Genomic DNA, 19,019 nt, shown 5'->3' on the forward strand with positions numbered 1-19,019 from the left:
GGTAGGGGTTTTGTCTTTTCTGGGCTCCGACGCGGCGCACTCCGACAAATTTGCACAGTTATTTTCGAGCCAGCCCACTAGAATAGGCTCAATTTCCTACAGAGTCAGAGCCTCTATCTATGCCGGATCCGGTTGACACCCCTCAGGTGTCGGAACTGCCCCTGGACGAGCTGGTGGCTTGCCACGAGTGCGATCTGCTGATGCGCAAGCCCCAGCTCGGCCTGGGTGAAAAGGCCCAGTGCCCACGCTGTGGCTACGAACTCTATGCCCACCGCCACAATGTCGTCGAACGCAGCCTGGCGCTGGTGATCGCGGCCCTGCTGCTGTACGTCCCGGCGAACTTTTTGCCCATCATGCAACTCAATCTTCTGGGGCGTACTTCCGACGACACGGTGTGGAGCGGCGTCCTGGGCCTGCACCACACCGGCATGACCGGCATCGCCGTCGTGGTGTTTCTGTGCAGCATGGGCATCCCCCTGCTCAAGCTGCTGTGCCAGCTGGCGGTGCTGCTGAGCATCCGCTGGGATATCGGCCGCAGCTATGGCCTGCTGCTCTATCGCATTTACCATCACCTGCGTGATTGGGGCATGCTCGAGGTCTACCTGATGGGCGTGCTGGTCGCCATCGTCAAGTTGGCGGACCTCGCGGAGTTGAGCCTGGGTCTTGGCCTGGCCTGTTTTGTCGGTCTGTTGTTGCTGCAGATCCTGCTGGAGGTGGTGATGTCTCCCCATCAGATCTGGCAGGCGTTGTCGGGAGAGGATGAACATGCGGGCGATTGATGCAGGTATCCTGATCTGCACGGAATGCCATGAGCTGAACCGGCACGAGCCGGATACCGACGGGCAGCTTTGCACCCGCTGCGGTGCCCAGGTGCATCCGCGCCGTCCCAACAGCCTGATGCGCACCTGGGCCCTGCTGCTGACCTCGGCGATTCTCTATATCCCGGCCAACATGCTGCCGATCATGACCGTCAGCTCCCTGGGCAAGGGCGACCCGGACACCATCATGTCCGGCGTCATCACCCTGGTGCAACATGGCATGTTTCCGATTGCCGCCGTGGTTTTTGTCGCCAGTATTCTGGTACCCACGTTCAAACTGGTGGGCATCGGCCTGCTACTGTTCTCGGTACAGCGTCACCAGCCGCTGTCGGCCCGGCAGCGAATCATCATGTACCGTTTCATCGAATTCATTGGCCGCTGGTCAATGTTGGATATTTTCGTGATCGCCATCCTGGTGGCGATCGTCAACTTCGGCAGAATCGCCAGCGTCGAGGCCAACCTCGGCGCGGTGGCCTTCGCCAGTGTGGTGATATTGACGATGCTTGCTGCAATAACCTTTGACCCCCGACTGATTTGGGACAACACGGAGTCGGACGACGACAATGAGTGATCTGCCAAAAGCCAAAACCCGCCCGGCATCGAACTGGTCGGCCATCTGGGTTCTGCCACTGATCGCCCTGATCATCGGCGGCTGGCTCGGCTGGCGGGCCTACAACCAGACCGGTATCGAGATCCAGGTACGTTTCGAGAGCGGCCAGGGCATCCAGGCCAACAAGACCGAAGTCGTCTACAAGGGCATGCCGATCGGCAAGGTCAAGGCCTTGACCCTGGACACCGAGGGCTCTACCAAGGGGGTGAACGTCACCATCGAGATGAACAAGGACGTCGAGTCGTCCCTGCGCACCAACACCCGCTTCTGGCTGGTCAAGCCGAATGTCTCCCTGGCCGGTATCACCGGCCTGGAAACCCTGGTCTCGGGCAACTACATTGCCGTCAGCCCGGGTGATGGCGAACCGGCGCGCAAGTTCAAGGCACTGTCCGAGGAGCCGCCGCTCTCGGACCTCAAGCCCGGCCTGCATATCACCATCAAGGCTGACCGGCTGGGTTCGCTCAATCGTGGCAGCCCGGTGTTCTACAAGCAGATCCAGGTCGGCCAGATCAAGAGCTATGCACTGTCGCCGGACCAGAACATGGTTGAGCTGAAGGTTTTCATCGAGCCGGCCTATGCCAGCCTGGTGCGCAAGCACACGCGTTTCTGGAACGCCAGCGGCATCAGTATCGACGCCAACCTGTCGGGGGTGAAGTTGCGCAGCGAGTCCCTGGCCAGCATCGTCGCCGGTGGCATCGCCTTCGCCACGCCGGAAAACCGCAAGGACAGCCCGCCCACCGACCCGAGCCTGCCGTTCCGCCTCTACGAGGACTTCGATGCGGCCCAGGCGGGGATCCGGGTGAAGGTGAAGCTCAGCGATTTCGAAGGCTTGCAGGCCGGCCGTACGCCGGTGATGTACAAGGGTATCCAGGTCGGCAGCCTGAAGACCCTGAAGATCGATCCCGACCTGACCAGCGCCAATGCCGAACTGACCCTCGACCCCCTCGCCGAGGATTACCTGGTGGAGGGCACGCAGTTCTGGGTAGTCAAGCCGTCGATTTCCCTGGCCGGGATCACCGGCCTGGAAGCGCTGGTCAAGGGTAACTACATCGCTGTGCGGCCTGGCGACAAGGGCGGCCGTCCCCAGCGCGAGTTCGAGGCACGGGCCAAGGCGCCACCGCTCGACCTGCGTTCACCCGGCCTGCACCTGGTGCTGTTCACCGACAACCTCGGTTCGCTGGAAGTCGGCAGCCCGATTCTCTACAAGCAGGTCAAGGTCGGTTCGGTGCAGAGCTACCAGTTCTCCCGCGACCGCAAGCAGGTGGTGATCGGCGTCCATATCGAGAAAGAGTACGAGGGCCTGGTCAACGCCTCGACCCGCTTCTGGAACGTCAGCGGCATCACCCTGACCGGCGGCCTCACCGGCGGTATCCAGGTCAAGAGCGAGTCGTTGCAGACCCTGATCGCTGGCGGTATCGCCTTCGAGACCCTGCGCGAGAAGGCTCCGCTGAAACGGCGTATTCCACGTTTCCGTCTGTTCCCCAACCACGAGGCGGCCGAGCAGCAGGGTACCCTGATCACCATCCGGGTCGACCGTGCCGACGGCTTGCGCCCTGGTACGCCGATCCGTTTCAAGGGCCTGGATGTCGGCAAGATCGAAAGCGTCGACCTCAGCGATGACCTGCAGTCGGTACTGCTGTCGGCACGCATTACCGAGGTGCCGGAGAAGATCGCCCGGGTCGGCAGCCAGTTCTGGGTGGTCAAGCCGGAGCTGGGCCTGATCAAGACCGCCAACCTGGAAACCCTGGTCACCGGCCAGTACATCGAGGTGCAGCCGGCGACGAAGAAGCAGGGCGCACAGACGAGCTTCGTTGCGCTCAAGCAACCACCGGAGGCACAGGTGGCCGAGGCCGGCCTGAGCCTGACCCTGAGTGCCCCGCGCCGTGGTTCGCTGAAGGAGGGTGTTCCGGTGACCTATCGCGAGGTGGCGGTGGGCAAGGTCACCGGCTACGAACTGGGCGCGACTGGCGACCGGGTACTGATCCATATCCTGATCGAGCCGCGTTATGCGCCGCTGGTGCGCACTGGCAGCCGCTTCTGGAACAGCAGCGGGTTCGGTTTCGATGTCAGCCTGTTCAAGGGCGCGACGGTGCGTACCGAGTCGCTGGAGACCCTGATCCAGGGCGGTATCGCCTTCGCCACGCCGGATGGCGAACGGATGGGCGCGGCGGCACGGCCGCAGCAGACCTTCGCGTTGTTCGACAAGTCAGAGGATGAATGGCTGACCTGGGCGCCGAAGATCCCGCTGGGCAAGTAGCCACGAATCCGGGACAAACAAGAACGCCGCGATCCAATGATCGCGGCGTTCTTGTTTACAGCCCGTGGAATCAGGCCTCGTCCAGCTCCGGCTCCGCAGCCTCGCTGTTGAGCGTGGCCCGAACCTGGTCCAGGCGACGAATGTACTTCCAGTCCGCTTCGTCGATATAGATTCCGTTCGGGCCGCTGCCGCCTTCCAGGTCGATGGCCACATGGGCCGAGACCTGCGGCTTCACGCTCGCCAGGATCGGCACGAAGCCCAGTTGCAGGCTGGTCTCCAGCAGCGCCGCCTGGTTGCGCTCGTCGATGTCCGCCGCCTCGTCGAGGTAGTACGGCAGGCGCACGCGACCGGCCAGGTCACGGTCCATCAGGTGCAGCAACAGGTACATGTTGGTCAGCGCCTTGATGGTCATGGTGGTGCCGTTGGACGCCGCGCCATCGATGTCGGTGTGGATCACCGGCTGGCCATGGACCTTGGTGATTTCGAACGCCAGTTCGAACAGGTCCTTCAGGCCCAGCTGGTTGTGGTTGGCCGCCACCAGCCGCGCCAGGTATTCCTTGGCCTCTTCGTTCTTGTTGTCCTGCTCGGCGCTCTGGGTCAGGTCGAACACCGACAGCGTCTCGCCTTCCTCGTACTGGCCGGCGCTGTGGATGATCTGGTCGATGTGCTTGAGCGCTTCCTTGTTCGGCGCCAGAACGATGCGGAAGCTCTGCAGGTTGGACACCTGGCGCTTGTTGATCTCGCGGTTGAACAGCGCCAGTTGGTGCTCGAGGCTGTCGTAGTCGCTGCGGATGTTGCGCAGGGTCCGGGCGATGTCGGTGACCGCGGCGCGACGGGCCTTGCCCAGGGTCAGGGCTTCGTCGGTGCGATGGTCATAGGCGTTGATCAGCAGTTGCAGGCGGCGCTCGACGTCGTCTTCGCTGTCGAACTTGGCCACGCCCTTGAGGCGGACCTGGGCATACAGCGCCTCGATCTGCCCATCGACCCGCTGCAGGCCCTGCCAGCTGTCCTGGTAGTCGTTGAGCAACGGCAGCAGGTTGTCCATGGAGTCATCGACCGGCTCCATGAACGGCGTACCGAACGGCAGGTCCGCCGGCAGCAACTGCCGACGACGCAGGGCATCGTCGAGGGTGCGTTGCTTGGCTTCCATGTCGCCGATCTGCCGGCCGACCAGTTGCAGCTTGGCCGACAGTTGCTGGACGCGTTCGGTGAAGGCATCGCTGGAACGCTTGAGTTCGTCCTGGGCGGCTTCCATCTGCGCCAGTTGTTCCAGCTTCTCGGGCTCTTCGGCGGACAACGTCTCGGCCCGGCGGAAGTCTTCCAGCGCCTTCTGCGCATCCAGCACCTGCTGGTACAGCGCTTCGGTCTGCGACTTGCTCGCTGCCCGGTCGGCGGCCACGGCCTGCTGGGTCTTGAGCTGCTTGAGTTCCTTTTCCAGGCGCTCCTTCTGGTCACGCAGGGCCGCGCGGTCGGCCAGGGCCTGCAAGGCCGGCGGTTCGATGTGCGACAGGTCGATGGCAAGGCCGGGAGCGACGAAGCGTTCACCCTTGAAGCCGTCGAGGATCAGTTCCAGCGACTTGACCCACTCGCCCTCGTCATCCAGGGCGATGCCATGTTCACCCAGCGGCAGGCTGAACAGCGAACTGTTGAACAGGCGCATCAGGCGCTCGACGTCCTGCTGCGAGAACTCTTCGCGCAGGCGGGCATAGCTGTTGTTGTCGGCGTGATCGAGTTGCTGCTTGACCGACTTGAGGCGTTTTTCCAGATCGCGCAGGCGCTCTTCCAGATCCTCGGCACTGAACTGCCGGGACTGGGCCAGGGCGCCGGCGAGTTCGTCGTGGGCATCCTTGGCGGCCAGCAGTTGCTGTTCCAGCACCTTGACGTCGTCGACCAGGGCGAAGCGATGCTTGAGCACCGACAACTCGCCGAGCCAGCGCTGGATACCGCTGATCTCCCGCTCCAGGCGCATCAGTTCCTGGGTACTGCCGCGCTGGTCGTTCTGCAGGGCGTCCTGTTCCCGGCGGTAGTGCTCGGACTGGATCACCAGTTCTTCCTTGCGCGCTGTGGCGTAGTCCGACCAGGTGCCCAGCAGCGAGTCCAGCAGCGGCGAGATGCGGTGCAGCTTGCCGCGCAGCACGTCGCGCTGGCGTACCCCGGCGGCCAGCGCCTCCACCAGCGGACCGGCGGCGACCAGCGAGTTGTAGTCCTGCTCCATGCGCCGTACATCGCGGAACGCTTCCTCGCAGGCGGCGATATAGTCGACGCTGCCGGAGCGCAGGCTGTGCTCGAAGGCATCGAGGAACAGTTGCTTGAGCTTGGCCGCGGTGATCTCGCGCATGTGCAGCAGGTTGATGAACAGCGCGCGGAAGGTCTTCAGGCTCTGCTCGCTGGTGGAGCGCAGCGGGATCAGGGTCAGGTCCAGCGGGATCGAGGTGTGCCCGCCGACCAGCAGCCGCCGCAGCTCATCGGGCTTGAGCTCATAGGCCTTCAGTCCGTTGCGCTCGAGGTTGTTGAACAGCTCCTTCTGGCGCAGGCAGGTGTCGTCCTTCTGGTAGTGCGCCAGGTCCAGTTGTCCGGCATAGGCGAAGAACTGGTGGCCGAAACCGCCGCCCGGGCCGCGCCCGACCACGCCGATCACATGCGGGCCGTGGGGCAGCGAAACTTCCACGAGGATGTAGCTGGTGTCGCTGGCGAAGTAGAAGCGGCGCGACTGCTCCAGGCTGTACTTGCCGAAACTCATGTCCGACATGCGCGCCAGGATCGGGAACTGCAGGGCGTTGATCGACGCCGACTTGCCGAGGTTGTTCGCCCCGTACACCGACAGCGGGTTTTCCAGCGGGAACAGCCCGAGGCTGTAGCCGGCGGTGTTCAACAGGGCGAAGCGGCGAATGCCGTAGCGTTCCTGGCTCATGCATCCATCTCCTGCTGCTCGTCGGCGATGGCCCGGGCCAGCGCGTCTTCTTCACTTTCTTCCCGGGTTTCGTCGAATTCGCTGAGGTCCAGCGGGTCGTCGGTCTCCAGGAGTTTTTCGTCGCTGTCCTCGTCGACGATCACCGGCGTCGGCAACGGCAGCACGCTGTGCAGGCTGGCCGCCATGTCGCGGTCCTGCTGGACCGACAGGCAGACATCGAGGAAGCGGTGCATCGGCGGCAGGAAGCGGAACAGGCCGGGTTCCTCCAGGGCAAAGCCGAGTTGCGTCATGCGGCGCATGATCTTCTCTTCCAGCTCGTCCTGGCTGGTGACTTCGGCCTGGACGAACAGGTCGCGGTACTTCTCCAGCAGCGAGGGCAGTTCGTCACGGCCGAGACTGCCGCCGTCGAGCACGGCGATCGGGTCGCGGCCCTGGTCGGCCAGGTGCTCGACCAGGATGAAGGTGAACAGCGCCAGGCGCTGGGCGGTCTTGTTCACCTGCGCCGTGGCATTGTCCGGGACGAAGTAGTAGAAGCCGCGGGTATCGCAGACCAGTTCGAAGCCGAGCGCCTTGAACAGCGTGCGGTACTGGTCCTGGCAGTTCGACAGTTGGGCGTACAGCTCCGGATCGCGGCGGCTGATGTGATAACCCTTGAACAGCTCGCGAAAGATCGGCGCCAGCTGGGACAGTTCGGAAAGATCAAGATGCATGAGGTGTGCTCGCGGAATTCTCGGCGCTGTCTTCGACACGCGAGAGCAGGGCGAAGGAGCGCAGGCTGACCAGGTGCTCCTGTGTGTAGTAGTCGCGGCGTTCGAGACGCTCGCGCTGGAAACGTTTCTCCCGCGACAGGCGCGAGAACCAGTAGAGCAATTCGTCGGTGGCGCCGTCCGGCTCCTGTTCCAGCAGCCAGCTCATCAGGTCCGGCATCGGCAGGGCGTCGGTGCAGCGTTCGAGCATTTCCTTGACCGTGCGCGGGGCTCGTGGCGAATCGCCGCCGCGGGTTGCCTTGTGCGCCTTGGGGAAGCGCGACGGCTTGGCCTCGAAGCGGGCCAGCGCATAGACATAGGCTTCGACCTGGCCGGAACTGCCGAGGAAGGTGCTCTGCGGTCGGGTGAACATCGGCATCGCCGCCTGCGGCACGGCGTCGAGGCCCTTGCGGCGGATCACCGACAGTGCCAGCGCCGCGCCACGGGTCACGGCGTTGTGCCGGCGGGCTTCTTCACGCAGTGGCAGCAGCAGTTCGCGGGCATGACGCAGGGTCAGCTGGGCGCTGGTCTGCATTTCCAGGATGCGCGCGTGGGTGCGCAGCAGCATGTCGTCATCGACCAGGTGACCCAGGCGCTGCTGCTCGCCGAGCATGCGCAGCAGGACGTTCTCGACCTTGCGCACGCCCTGTTCGAAGGCACCGTCGGCGTTCACCAGCTGGATCATCGGCTCGACGTACTCGTCCCAGGTCGCCAGGACCTCGGCATAGCGCTGGCGCAGCGGAATCTGCCGGTCGCTGGTCTTGGCCCGTTCGGCGACGGCGACCAGGGCCTGTTCGTCGTTGGCGAGCTTTTTCAGCACGTCGCGCACGCGCATGTCGAGCAGGCGCAACTGGCGCGCCAGGTCGTTGCCATCGCGGATCTCGAAGGCATCCTGGATGTAGCCGGCCAGGCGTTCGAGGTGACGCAGGTAGGCTTCGATCTCCAGGCACAGGCCCAGGCGATGCTCGCGGCGCAGGTAGGCCAGGAAATCATGGATCTGCGCGTTCAGCTCGAAGCGGTTCGGGCTTTTCGCCACCGGCACCAGGATGTCGAGGCGGATCCACACGTCCAGCAGGCTGGTGATGTCCTGGGGCGTGCTTTCCAGTTGCTGGGCGGCCAACTGCTGACGCAGCTCGCCAAGGCTCATGGTGCCTTGGTCGAAGTGTTCGCACAGAGGCTCCAGGAGTGCCCAGTGTTCGGCGAGGGCGCGCAGGACGCGCTTGGGTTCGATCATGGGAATGGTTGACTGATTGGCAAATTAAAAGGGGAGATTGTACTGCATGAAACGGCTTGTTGACCCGCGGGCGATCAGAGGTACGCGGTTATTGCGATCAACTGCGGGCGATCTTGGCCGAAGGGCGGTAGAATCAGCGCCCTGAACTTATCCACAGATGGCCGCCCCTTGTTGATCGAGTCCCGCCGCCGCGCCTATCTGACCGCCATGCAGGTGGTCCACTGGCTGCCCCGCACCGAACTGCCGTTCGCCGCGCCGTCGCGCCCGGAACTGTTTGTCGAGCCCGAACCGCTGGTCGAGATACCGGCCGAAATCACCGCGCCGGCCCCTGAAGTGCGCAAGGTCGCGGAACCGTCGGCCAGGCCCGCCGAGCGGCCGAAAATCGAAGTGCCGCGGCCGTCCGCGAGTGCCCGTGCCGAAAGCAAGCCAAAGGTCGAGACAGAGGAAACTCCCGCACCGGTCAAGGCGCCCGTTGTGCCGCCGCCGCGTTTCTCCCTGCAATTGCTGCGGGCCGGGCGTTGCCTGCTGCTGGTCGAGCTGGTGACCGGCCAGCCGTTCCAGAGCCGCGATCCGTCCTACCTGCTGCTCAAGGACATGTTGCGTGCCGCCGGCCTGCCGGATGCGCCGCAGATCATCGGCGAGCCGGTACGTTGGCCGCTGCTGGCCCGCGGCAACCTGGACCAGGGCCCGGACGCGGCCCGCGAGTTCGTCCAGGGCTTTGTCCAGGCACGGCTGGAAGAGGCCGAGTGCGCCTGTCTGTGGCTGATCGGTCTGCCGGCGGTGCGCTTCGCCGGTGAGGTCGATGCCCAATCCTACAACCGCGAGCTGCAGGTCGAAGGCCTGGGCTCGGCCTGGGCGCTGCCTGGCCTGGAATTACTGATGGACGAGCCGCAGCGCAAGGCGGATGTCTGGCAAGCCATGCGTCGGCTGATGGCGCGTTGGAAACACAACGATGAGTGATGCGGTAAGTTTTCGCCTGGCCACCGAGGCGGACCTGGATGCAATCCTGAAGATCGAATACGCGGCGTTCAGCCATCCCTGGACCCGCGGCATCTTCACCGATGCCCTGAAGTCCTACCAGGTGTGGCTGATGTTCGAGGGCAACCAGCAGGTGGGGCATGGGGTGATCCAGGTGATCATCGATGAGGCGCACCTGTTGAACATCACCGTCAAGCCGGAAAACCAGGGCCGTGGCCTTGGCCTGCGGCTGCTCGAAGAGCTGATGAAACGGGCCTACGACCTCGGCGCCCGCGAGTGTTTCCTGGAGGTTCGCGACAGCAACCAGACCGCGTACCGGCTGTACGAGCGCTATGGCTTCAACGAGGTCGGCCGTCGTCGTGACTACTACCCGGCGGTCGGTGGGCGCGAGGATGCGCTGGTGATGGCCGCGACGCTGGTCGACTGATCCGGCCCGATTCGAGAGTGCTGCAAACGACGGCGTGACCCCGAGCGCGGGTCGGTTGTCAGAGAACAGTGCATCAATCTCGAGGCTTTACAGCATGAACGAACTACAAGACCTGATTGATAACAACGAGCGCTGGGCCGCTGCGATCAAGGAAGAGGACCCGGAGTTCTTCGCCAAGCTGGCACGCCAACAGACGCCGGAGTTCCTCTGGATCGGCTGTTCCGACGCCCGTGTGCCGGCCAACGAGATCGTCGGCATGTTGCCGGGTGATCTGTTCGTCCACCGCAACGTGGCCAACGTGGTGTTGCACACCGACCTCAACTGCCTGTCGGTGATCCAGTACGCGGTGGACGTGCTCAAGGTCAAGCATATCCTGGTCACCGGCCACTACGGTTGCGGCGGCGTGCGTGCGTCGATGCAGGACCGCCAGTTCGGCCTGATCGATGGCTGGCTGCGCTCCATTCGCGATCTCTACTACGAGAACCGCGAAGCGCTGGCGAAGCTGCCGACCGAGGAAGAACAGGTCGACCGCCTGTGCGAGTTGAACGTGATCCAGCAGGTGGCCAACGTCGCCCACACCAGCATCGTCCAGAACGCCTGGCATCGCGGGCAGAGCCTGTCGGTGCATGGCTGCATCTACGGGATCAAGGATGGTCGCTGGAAGAGCCTGGACACCACCATCAGCGGCTTCGAGCAACTGCCACCGCAGTATCGCCTGCGGCCGGTCGGCGCGCCCTGAGTCAAGGCTGCCGGGTTCCGGCAGGAGAGAAAGACGGGGGGAGCCGGCAAGCTGGCTCCCCCCGTCTGCTTTTCAGGATCAGATATGGGGGGCTTCGGTGGTCGGTTTCGGCGCCGGCTCACGCAGTTGCTTGAGCTGGGTCTTGACTGAAGTCGTGGTGCATTTCTTCTGCGCATCGGCCTTGCTCAGGTTGCGCACCGAGACATAGAACAGCTCACAGGTCTGTTCCTTGTTGGTCACCTGCCAGTTCTGCGTGCAACGGGTGAGCAGGGTCTTCGGATCGCTACCCGGCTTCTGCCCCATGCCCGCCTGCCAGCAGGCCGCGCTCAGGTCCTGGCCCATCACTTTCAGGCCGGCCGCATCGGCCTTGGCCTGGTCGCCGTTGTAGTTCGACGGATCGGCCGCATACCAGATATAGCTCGGATGGTTGGAGCCCAGTACCGGTACCGTCACCCCGGTCGTCGGGCTGATCTCGGCCAGGCCGAGCACCGCCACCGTGGCGCCATACTGCTGCTTGATCCAGTTACGCACCGGCGCACCGAACGCCACCATCGGCAGGGCCGTGCCCTTGGCGGTCACGCTGACTTGCTTGACCATGGTGGTCTGGTAATCGGTGAAGTAGCCGTACACGCCTTCCAGGGTGCTGCCGGCGCTGGCGGGTGCGGCGATCGGGGCGATGTCGATGATGGTCTGGTAACCCGGCGTCTGCTCCTTGGGAATGCCGTTGTCAGTCAGCAGTTCGGCCCAGCGGTCGGTGGTTTTCGACTCCAGGTAGTCCTGGGCCTGGGTCAGCGAGTAATCCGGCGGGAAGTGCAGCAGTTCGACGCTCTTGCGGTTGTCCAGGGCCATGCCCAGCGGCAGGAACAGGTACCAGCTGTATTCCCACTTGCCGTCGGCATTGAGTTTCGACGCCCCCTTGTAGGCCAGGTCGCCAGCGTCCAGCAGGGCCGCCAGCGGCTTTTCGTAGCCATCCGGAACACCGCTGAAGTGGGCGTAGAGCTGGCCGTTGTCGGTTTTCACCGTCACCTTGGCACTGCTGTAGCCGTCGCGTTGCACGCTCTGGTTCAGGTAGTGCTCGGCGGTCTGTTCCAGTGTCCAGTTGCGGTAGCAGATCACGTTGCAGTTGTTGGGGTAGGCGAACAGTTGGGTGACCCGTTCGGTGCTGCCCAGTTTCAGGTCGGCGTCGGCGTGGGCAGTGGCCATGCCCAGTGTCATGGCGGCGAGGGTGAACGTCAGTCCTGCGAGTTTCGACATGCTCATATCCTTTTCAGCGTAGGGCCCCCGTGTGGGGGAAGTACATAAAGGTACAGCCGGAACAGCGTGGAGCGGTTTTTCAGAAATCTTTTCTGATAATTTGCGGTGGCCAGGGACTAGTGCGACTTGGAGCTGGTCAACGGAAAACCGGGAAAGAAGTGCACGCAAAGGCTGCTGACGACCAGCATCAGTGCGGCGAAACACCACTGCCGCGTGCTCCACTGGGTCCAGTAGCAGACTGTCTGCCAGGGGCTGCGCCAGAAGGAGCCCGCCGGTTCGATGGGCTTGCGCTGGCTGTCGGTCAGGCCGACCAGCCCAATGCCCAGCACCGAGACCATTCCCAGCAGCCCCAGGGCCGCCCAGAACACGCCGGTGATGATCAGTTGCAGCACACCGTGGCGGATCAGCAGGACACGACCGTTGGCAGAAAGACGCTTGGGCAGCAGGTGTTCAGTCAGCCAGACATCGAGGGGGGAGAGGTTCCAGGCCAGCACCACCCACCAACTGGCCACGGTCCGCCCCAGCAGCGCCAGTGCGCCGGCGATGATCAGCGAGCCGAACACGGCCCCCTCCATGGTTTGGCCCTTGCCCAGATGCCCGGCCATGCCCGGAACCAGCGCCAGCAGGTAGGCCAGCGTCAGCAGCAGCCCGAACACAATCCAGCCATGGTCCGGCACGTTGCGGGGCAGGTACTTGTGCCAGAAGAATACATCCGGTTCGGGCAGGCGCTCGATCAATCGCGGGTGGCGGTGGGTCAGTTGTTCGCTCAGTTGCTGGCAGGCCTGCCAGTCGGCACCGGAGAACTTGCGGATCTTGCGGAATTTCTGCCAGCGACTGCCTGAACCGAGCAGCAGGTGCGCCGCCATGTGTTCCGACGACGGTGAAGGTTGCACCTGGGCGCGGGCCAGCAGGTTCTGATAGAAGCCTTCTTCATGGCAGCGGCCCAGCAGCGCCTGCCACAGCCACTCGGGCTCCGGTGTCACACCGGTACGTTCGTCCCAGCCGAACAACTGGCAGACCCGCTCGAACAACGGCAGGCTCCACTGGCTTTCGTGAAGCATCTGCAGCAGCAGGTGTTGCCATTGCAGGCGACGGTCGAAGATTCTCAGCCAGGGCTGCCCGCTGTAGTGCTGCAACTGGTTGATGAACTCGCGTTCCTGGCCGGCCTCCAGCTGTGCCTGGAGTTCCTGCCGGTACCCTTGCAGCAGGTCGGCGGACAAGGTCTGCTCCTGCTCCGGCGCCATCCGTACGGTCTGCCAGGGCGTCAGCCATTCCCGTTGCTGCACGGCCCAACCGAGAATGGCGCCGCGCAGGCCCGGCTGCTCGAAGCACAGGCGCAGCAACGCCTGCTCGAAGGCGCTGGCGCAGTCCTGCTGGACAGCCTGTTCCCAGCGTTCGGGCAGATGTTCGGGGCTCAGGCCGGACATCAGCGCCTGGGCCCGGTCCTCGGCCTGCTGCGCTGCGGATGGCCCGTTCGGCGGCTGCAGTGGCGGCAGCCTTGACCCGTCCGGCTGTTCGGGCGCCTCGACGACCACTGCGGGCTCGGGAGGACGTCTTTCGACCACGACCTCGTCGTCATCGCGCCAGCGGGCAATGTCCAGAGCCTCTTCATAGGCTTCGCGCAGGCGCTGGAAGGCCTCGGCATTCTCGTCCGGGCGGGTGACCTTCAGCAGTCGCGCATAGCTGCGCTTGATACTGCGCTCATCGGCGTCTTCGGTCAGTTGCAGGATCGACCAACAGTCCATGTCGCAACTCCCTTAGTGCCAGATGCCGTTGTCGAGCCTGTTCAGCTGTTCGGTCAGTTCACTGCGTGCCTCGCGAATCCGCCGTTCGTCCTGGCTGTCCAGCACCTGCTGGAACTGGCCGGCCAGGTAGCCGATGCGTTCGCGCAGCTCGCCCAGGCTTTCCTGGTAGAGACGCTCCAGGCGGGCGGTCAGCACGGTATTGACCTGCTGGTCGCGTGGGTGGATCTTGAGCTGGCTCAAGGCCTGCAGGCGTTGCCGGATTTCCTCTGGAGTGAGCACGCCAGGGTTGTTCTCGATCACCAGCGAGTGCTGTTCACCGGTCAGCGGCACGGTGACCTGGGCTTCGAGCAGGCCGTTGTTGTCATAGGTGAAGCGCACATCCAGCTCGACCTCGCCGGCCTTGCGCTTGGGCACCGGCATTTCCAGTTCGCCGAGGAAGACGTTGTCGCGCACCAGGCGGCTTTCGCCCTGGTAGATCTTCAGTTTCACCACTTCCTGGTTGTCGTGCAGGGTGTACACGTTCTTGACCCGGCTGACCGGGACAATGCTGTTGCGCTCGATGATCGGCAGGTAGTGCCCGCTTTCGATCTGCTGGCCGTACTGCTGGGAGGTCTCGATACCCAGGGTGTAGGAGCAGACATCGGTCAGCACCACTTCCTCGAGGGCCGCCGAGCGGGCCTTGAGCGCGGCCTGGACGGCCGCACCGTGGGCCACCACCTCATCGGGGTTGAGGCTGATGGACGGGAAGCGGCCGAACAGCCCGGCCGCGAGCTTGCGCACCAGCGGCATGCGGGTGGTGCCGCCGACCAGGAGGATCTCGTCGAGATCGCTGACGCGAATCCGCGCATCGCGCAGGGCGCGTTCGATCGGGCCGCGCAGGCGTTCCAGCAGCGGCGCGTAGAGATCGGCCAACTGCTGCTGGGTGAAGGTCTGGCTCCACTGGCGGCCATCGACCCGCAGGGTGAATTCGGCGCTCGGTTCCTGGCCGAGGGCCTTGCGTACCCGCTCGGCCTCACGGCGCAGGGGCTGGATCACGCTGGCCTGGTCCGGGAAGTCCGGTGCGTTGCGCTGGCTGTCGACAAAGCGTTCGAGCAGCGCGGCATCGAAATCCTCGCCGCCGAGGAAGTTGTCGCCGGCGCTGGCGCGGACCTCCATGACCCCATCGAACAGTTCGAGGATCGACACGTCGAAAGTGCCGCCGCCGAGGTCGAAGACCAGGAACGAGGTTTCCTTGTCGCGCTGGTGCAGGCCGTAGGCGAGGGCCGCCGCAGTGGGCTCGTTGATCAGTTTGTCGACCTTGAGCCCGGCCAGTTCACCGGCGATTCGCGTGGCCTTGCGCTGGGCATCGCTGAAGTAGGCCGGGACGCTGATCACCGCTTCGTGCACGGTTTCGCCGTAGGCGCGTTCGACGTCTTCCTTGAGGCTCTTGAGCACCAGTGCGGAAAGCTCTTCTGGGCGGAACAGGCGATCGCCCAGGCGCACTTCCTGGGCACTGCCCATGTGGCGCTTGAACAGCGCGGTGGTGCTGCGCGGGTGGGTGTGCAGACGCTCCTTGGCGGCTTGGCCAACGAGGATCCGGCCTTCGTCGTCGAGTCCGACCACGCTCGGCGTGAGGAACTGGCCGAGTGCATTGGGCACCAACTCGCTGGCCTCACCGCGCCAGACGGCGACAAGGCTGTTGGTGGTTCCCAGGTCGATCCCTACGATCATTGCGCTGAACTCCCTTTGCGATCTGCAAAAAACTGAAACAGAAATAATCCGCTCAGGATATTACCTGAGGATGGAGGGGGTAAAGAGGGTGGTAGCACTTGGCTATTATTGGTTTGGGGAGGGGAAGTCCTGGTGGGCTTTGAGGGTCCTGTTCGCGGATGAACCGGGGCGCCGGCGGTCCGGCGCTCCGGTTTATGCGCGAACGGGGCCCCGAATCAGGCGGTAAAGCGCAGGGCGTTGGTCAGGTCGCCCATCGGCTTCTGCCCGCGGGCGGTCATCGCCTCATCGCGCTCCCTGATGCCGTCGAGTTTCTCCAGCTGGAACACGCGAGTGATCAGGCGCAGGATCGACGCGGTGTCGTACACCGTGTGGTCCACCGTGCCCTTGCGCGCGAAGGGCGAGACCACCAACGCCGGAATCCGCGTGCCCGGGCCCCAGCGGTCGCCCTTGGGCGGTGCCACGTGGTCCCACCAGCCGCCGTTCTCGTCGACCGTGACCACCACCACCATGTTCTGCCACTGCGGGCTTTCGCGCAGTACCTTCAGGGCCCGCACGATATGCCGGTCGCCGGCGGCCACGTCGGCGTAGCCGGCGTGCATGTTGAGGTTGCCCTGGGGCTTGTAGAAGGTCACAGCCGGCAGTTTGCCGGCTGCGGCGTCGGCGAGGAACCTGTTGGTGGCGGTCTCGTCGCCCAGCCCGCCATCACGCAGGCGCTTGGCTCGTTCTGCAGGATTTTCCGGGCCCTGGCGGGTGAAGTAGTTGAACGGCTGGTGGTGATACTGGAAGTTCGGGATCTTCGGAATGCCGCCCGAGTCCTTGAACTGCTCCAGGGTCACCTGCCAGGCACCGGCATACCAGGCCCAGTCGATGTTCTTCTTCGACAGCTTGTCGCCGATGTGCTCGTGGGTCTGCGGCACCAGCACGGTCGGCAGGTCCGGCTTGGCGTAGTCCGGACGCTCGGGGTCGCGGATCCAGGTCGGCCAGTACGGCGGCGCCATGGTGTTCACCGCGTAGCCGTCGGGGGTCAGCGCGCTCGGGCCGAACTGCGGCGGGCCGCTCATGGCGCTGGCCGGGGACTTCTCCAGCGGCATCAGGCGCGGGTCGGTCGGATCATTGCTTTGCACCTTGGCGATCTGCGACTTGGCCACCGAGTTGACGGCATCCGGGTAGAACGGCACCTTGGCGCTGATCAGGTACTGGTGGTTGAGGAACGAGCCGCCGAAGGCGCCCTGGAAGAAGTTGTCGCAGAGCACGAACTCCTTCGCCACGTCCCACAGACGCAGGGAGTAGCGGGTCTGGGCGTAGTAGCCCATGGTCAGGCCGCCAGAGTCGGCCCAGGCGACGAAACGGTCGTTCTTGCCGCCGTTGATCTGCATCTGGTTCTGGTAGAACACGTGCCACAGGTCGCGGGTGACCAGGCCCAGGGGCAGGTCTTCGCCGTTCGGGCCCTTGAGGGCGTAGGGGGCGTTGGGCAGGTTTTCCTGGAACTGGGTTTCCACCGGGTAAGTCACGCCGTCGAGGCTTTGCGGGCCGACCTGGAGCACGCCGCCCCAGGTCGGAGGCAGGGTCTGCAGCAGGCTGCCATCGCGGTCGTATTGCTGGTAGTCGGCCGGCTTGAGCGAGGACAGCGGTTTCTCCACGCCCGGGAAGTCGCCGAACAGGTTGTTGAAGCTGCGGTTCTCGGCGTAGATCACCACCACGGTCTTGACCTGTTCCTGCAACGCCTTGTCCAGCGCGGCACCGGACAGCTCCTTGACCTCGGGCTGCTTGCCCGGCTCGCCTGGCGAGCCACAGGCACTCAGGGTCGCGCCAGCCCCCAGCACGGCGACACCACCGAGAAAACGGCGGCGGCTGGTATTGGTCGGGGTGTCGGCATCGGCGGCCGGCGACTGCTCGGGGGCTTTCTCGTCACTCATCCTGGGTTCCTGCTGGCTGGGTTAGACGTAACAAAATATTTCGCATCGCACGCTAGCAACGCAATATGACAGAACGGCGACGACCGCTCTGCGTCGGGCCATGCAGTATGCCTGTTGGGGACGGGGAGGAAAGTGCTGGCGTTAGGCCGACGAACGCTGGCCTGGCTGGCGCGTGTCTTGGCCAGCCATGCTGAATGCCCCGCTACGGCATCACCGGCCCGCTATAGGCCAGGGTCGTCCCCAGCGCCCACAGCAGCACCAGCACCAGCGGCGCATGCACCAGCAACTGCACGAAGGAGAAACCGATCAGGTCGCGCGCCTTCAGGCCCAGCACGCCGAGCAGCGGCAGCATGTAGAACGGGTTGATCAGGTTCGGCAGGGCCTCGGCTGCGTTGTAGATCTGTACCGCCCAGCCCAGGTGGTACTTGAGTTCGTTGGCGACCTGCATCACGTACGGCGCCTCGATGACCCACTTGCCGCCACCGGACGGAATGAAGAAGCCCAGCACCGCCGAGTACACGCCCATCAGCAGCGCATAGGTGTCATGGGAGGCGATCCGGGTGAAGAAGGTCGAGATGTGATGCGCCAGGGTCTGGGCATCGCTGCCCTTGACCGTGGTCATCAGCGCCGCGATCGAGCCGTACAGCGGGAACTGGATCAGCACCCCGGTGGTGGTCGGCACGGCCCGCGATACCGCGTCGAGGAAACTGCGCGGGCGCCAGTGCAGCAGGGCGCCCACCATCAGGAACAGGAAGTTGTAGGTGTTCAGCCCGGAGATGGCGCTGATCGCCGGCTTGCTCGAGAACTCGTGGAACAGCCAACCGGCGGCCAGCAGGGCCAACAGCAGGGTCAGCAGCGGGCTGTGTTCCAGCCATTCGCCAGGCCGGGTGCGCGGGCTCAGCGGTGGCAGGTTGAAGCTCGGGTCGACGCCGCAGGCCCTGGCATCGCGAGCCGTGTTGGGCCCGGGCGCGGTGGCGTAGGCCACCACCAGCGAGACCACGATCAGCGCCAGCAGCAGTGCCCCGGATTGCCAGAGGAAAATGGTCTGGGTGAAGGGAATGACCCCGGTGATCGACAGGATCGACGGCGGCAGGCTGGCCGGATTGGCCTGCAACTGTGCGGCGGACGACGACAGGCCCAGTGCCCACACCGCGCCAAGACCGAGGTAGGCGGCGGCCCCGGCGGCGCGGTAGTCCATGTGCAGGTCGGTACGTCGGGCCAGGGCCCGCACCAGCAGGCCGCCGAACACCAGCGACAGGCCCCAGTTGAGCAGTGACGCGACCATTGAAATCAGCGCCACCCAGGCCACGGCCGAGCGGCCGTTGCCGGGAATGCGTGCCAGGCGGTCGATCAGCTTCACTGCGGGCGGTGAGCTGGCGACCACATAACCGCCAATGACCACGAAGGCCATCTGCATGGTGAAGGGAATCAGGCTCCAGAAGCCATCGCCGAACGCCATGGCGGCATCGGTCGGTTTGGCGCCCATGGCCAGGGTACCCAGGGCGACGACGATCACCGCCAGTGCGGCGAACACCCAGGAGTCGGGAAACCAGCGCTCGGCCCAGTTCGAGCAGCGCAGGGCAAAGCGGGCATAGCGGCTTTCATCAATGTCGGCAGCCACGGAAGTACCTCGGTTTTCTTATGATTGTAGGGAGGACAGCCGCCCCGATGGAG

The 19,019-nt window shown here is 64.5% G+C and carries 14 protein-coding genes; 6 read left to right on the top strand and 8 right to left on the bottom strand.

The window, feature by feature from the left end:
- The first annotated feature begins 119 nt into the window (after positions 1-119).
- From PF66_RS16855 to PF66_RS16865, 3 genes are read left to right on the top strand one after another with little or no spacing between them, the layout of a single operon-like run.
- Positions 120-779 (top strand): paraquat-inducible protein A, encoded by a 660-nt coding sequence (locus tag PF66_RS16855; RefSeq protein ID WP_054063335.1) that lies wholly within the window; start codon positions 120-122, stop codon positions 777-779.
- Positions 766-1,389 carry a paraquat-inducible protein A gene (locus PF66_RS16860; protein ID WP_054059590.1) on the top strand — a complete coding sequence of 208 codons (624 nt, stop codon included), beginning with the start codon at positions 766-768 and terminating at the stop codon, positions 1,387-1,389. Before PF66_RS16855 ends, PF66_RS16860 begins: the two co-directional genes overlap by 14 nt.
- Complete coding sequence (locus tag PF66_RS16865; RefSeq protein WP_054059589.1) at positions 1,382-3,685, top strand: PqiB family protein; 2,304 nt, start codon at positions 1,382-1,384, stop codon at positions 3,683-3,685. Before PF66_RS16860 ends, PF66_RS16865 begins: the two co-directional genes overlap by 8 nt.
- 70 nt (positions 3,686-3,755) lie before the next feature.
- On the opposite strand, the gene mksF is transcribed toward PF66_RS16865, so the two are convergent.
- Genes mksF through mksB form a run of 3 tightly spaced genes read right to left on the bottom strand, consistent with a single transcriptional unit; the run spans position 3,756 to position 8,576 of the window.
- Entirely contained in the window at positions 3,756-6,596 is a 2,841-nt protein-coding gene (gene mksF / locus PF66_RS16870) for an Mks condensin complex protein MksF (protein ID WP_054063336.1), read from the bottom strand.
- On the bottom strand, positions 6,593-7,306 hold the full coding sequence (mksE, locus tag PF66_RS16875) for an Mks condensin complex protein MksE (protein WP_054063337.1): 714 nt from the start codon (positions 7,304-7,306) through the stop codon (positions 6,593-6,595). Before mksE ends, mksF begins: the two co-directional genes overlap by 4 nt.
- On the bottom strand, positions 7,296-8,576 hold the full coding sequence (mksB, locus tag PF66_RS16880) for an Mks condensin complex protein MksB (protein ID WP_054059586.1): 1,281 nt from the start codon (positions 8,574-8,576) through the stop codon (positions 7,296-7,298). The genes mksE and mksB overlap by 11 nt, the downstream gene beginning before the upstream one ends.
- A gap of 168 nt (positions 8,577-8,744) precedes the next feature.
- On the opposite strand from mksB, the gene PF66_RS16885 reads away from it, so the two are divergent.
- The 3 genes from PF66_RS16885 (at position 8,745) to can (ending at position 10,720) form a co-directional block, all read left to right on the top strand.
- Complete coding sequence (locus PF66_RS16885; protein ID WP_054063338.1) at positions 8,745-9,536, top strand: hypothetical protein; 792 nt, start codon at positions 8,745-8,747, stop codon at positions 9,534-9,536.
- The gene (gene rimI / locus PF66_RS16890; protein WP_054059584.1) at positions 9,529-9,981 is read left to right on the top strand and encodes a ribosomal protein S18-alanine N-acetyltransferase; all 453 of its coding nucleotides are present in this window, start codon (positions 9,529-9,531) and stop codon (positions 9,979-9,981) included. The genes PF66_RS16885 and rimI overlap by 8 nt, the downstream gene beginning before the upstream one ends.
- A 94-nt stretch (positions 9,982-10,075) precedes the next feature.
- Positions 10,076-10,720 (top strand): carbonate dehydratase, encoded by a 645-nt coding sequence (gene can / locus PF66_RS16895; RefSeq protein ID WP_054059583.1) that lies wholly within the window; start codon positions 10,076-10,078, stop codon positions 10,718-10,720.
- A gap of 78 nt (positions 10,721-10,798) precedes the next feature.
- Here the strand turns inward: can and PF66_RS16900 are convergent, their stop codons facing one another.
- From PF66_RS16900 to PF66_RS16920, 5 genes are all read right to left on the bottom strand, one after another.
- Positions 10,799-11,974 (bottom strand): hypothetical protein, encoded by a 1,176-nt coding sequence (locus PF66_RS16900; RefSeq protein ID WP_054063339.1) that lies wholly within the window; start codon positions 11,972-11,974, stop codon positions 10,799-10,801.
- A gap of 116 nt (positions 11,975-12,090) precedes the next feature.
- Complete coding sequence (locus PF66_RS16905; RefSeq protein WP_054063340.1) at positions 12,091-13,719, bottom strand: J domain-containing protein; 1,629 nt, start codon at positions 13,717-13,719, stop codon at positions 12,091-12,093.
- A gap of 12 nt (positions 13,720-13,731) precedes the next feature.
- Positions 13,732-15,429, bottom strand: coding sequence for a molecular chaperone HscC (locus PF66_RS16910; protein WP_054059580.1), 1,698 nt, complete (start codon positions 15,427-15,429; stop codon positions 13,732-13,734).
- A gap of 215 nt (positions 15,430-15,644) precedes the next feature.
- Positions 15,645-17,345, bottom strand: coding sequence for an acid phosphatase (gene acpA / locus PF66_RS16915; protein ID WP_054063341.1), 1,701 nt, complete (start codon positions 17,343-17,345; stop codon positions 15,645-15,647).
- 202 nt (positions 17,346-17,547) lie between these two features.
- A complete protein-coding gene (locus PF66_RS16920) occupies positions 17,548-18,966 on the bottom strand; it encodes a short-chain fatty acid transporter (protein ID WP_054063342.1) in 1,419 nt (472 codons plus the stop codon).
- Between the last annotated feature and the right edge of the window lie 53 nt (positions 18,967-19,019).

This window comes from Pseudomonas asplenii, from assembly GCF_001293465.1.
In the GTDB taxonomy this organism is placed as follows: Bacteria; Pseudomonadota; Gammaproteobacteria; order Pseudomonadales; family Pseudomonadaceae; genus Aquipseudomonas; species Aquipseudomonas fuscovaginae_B.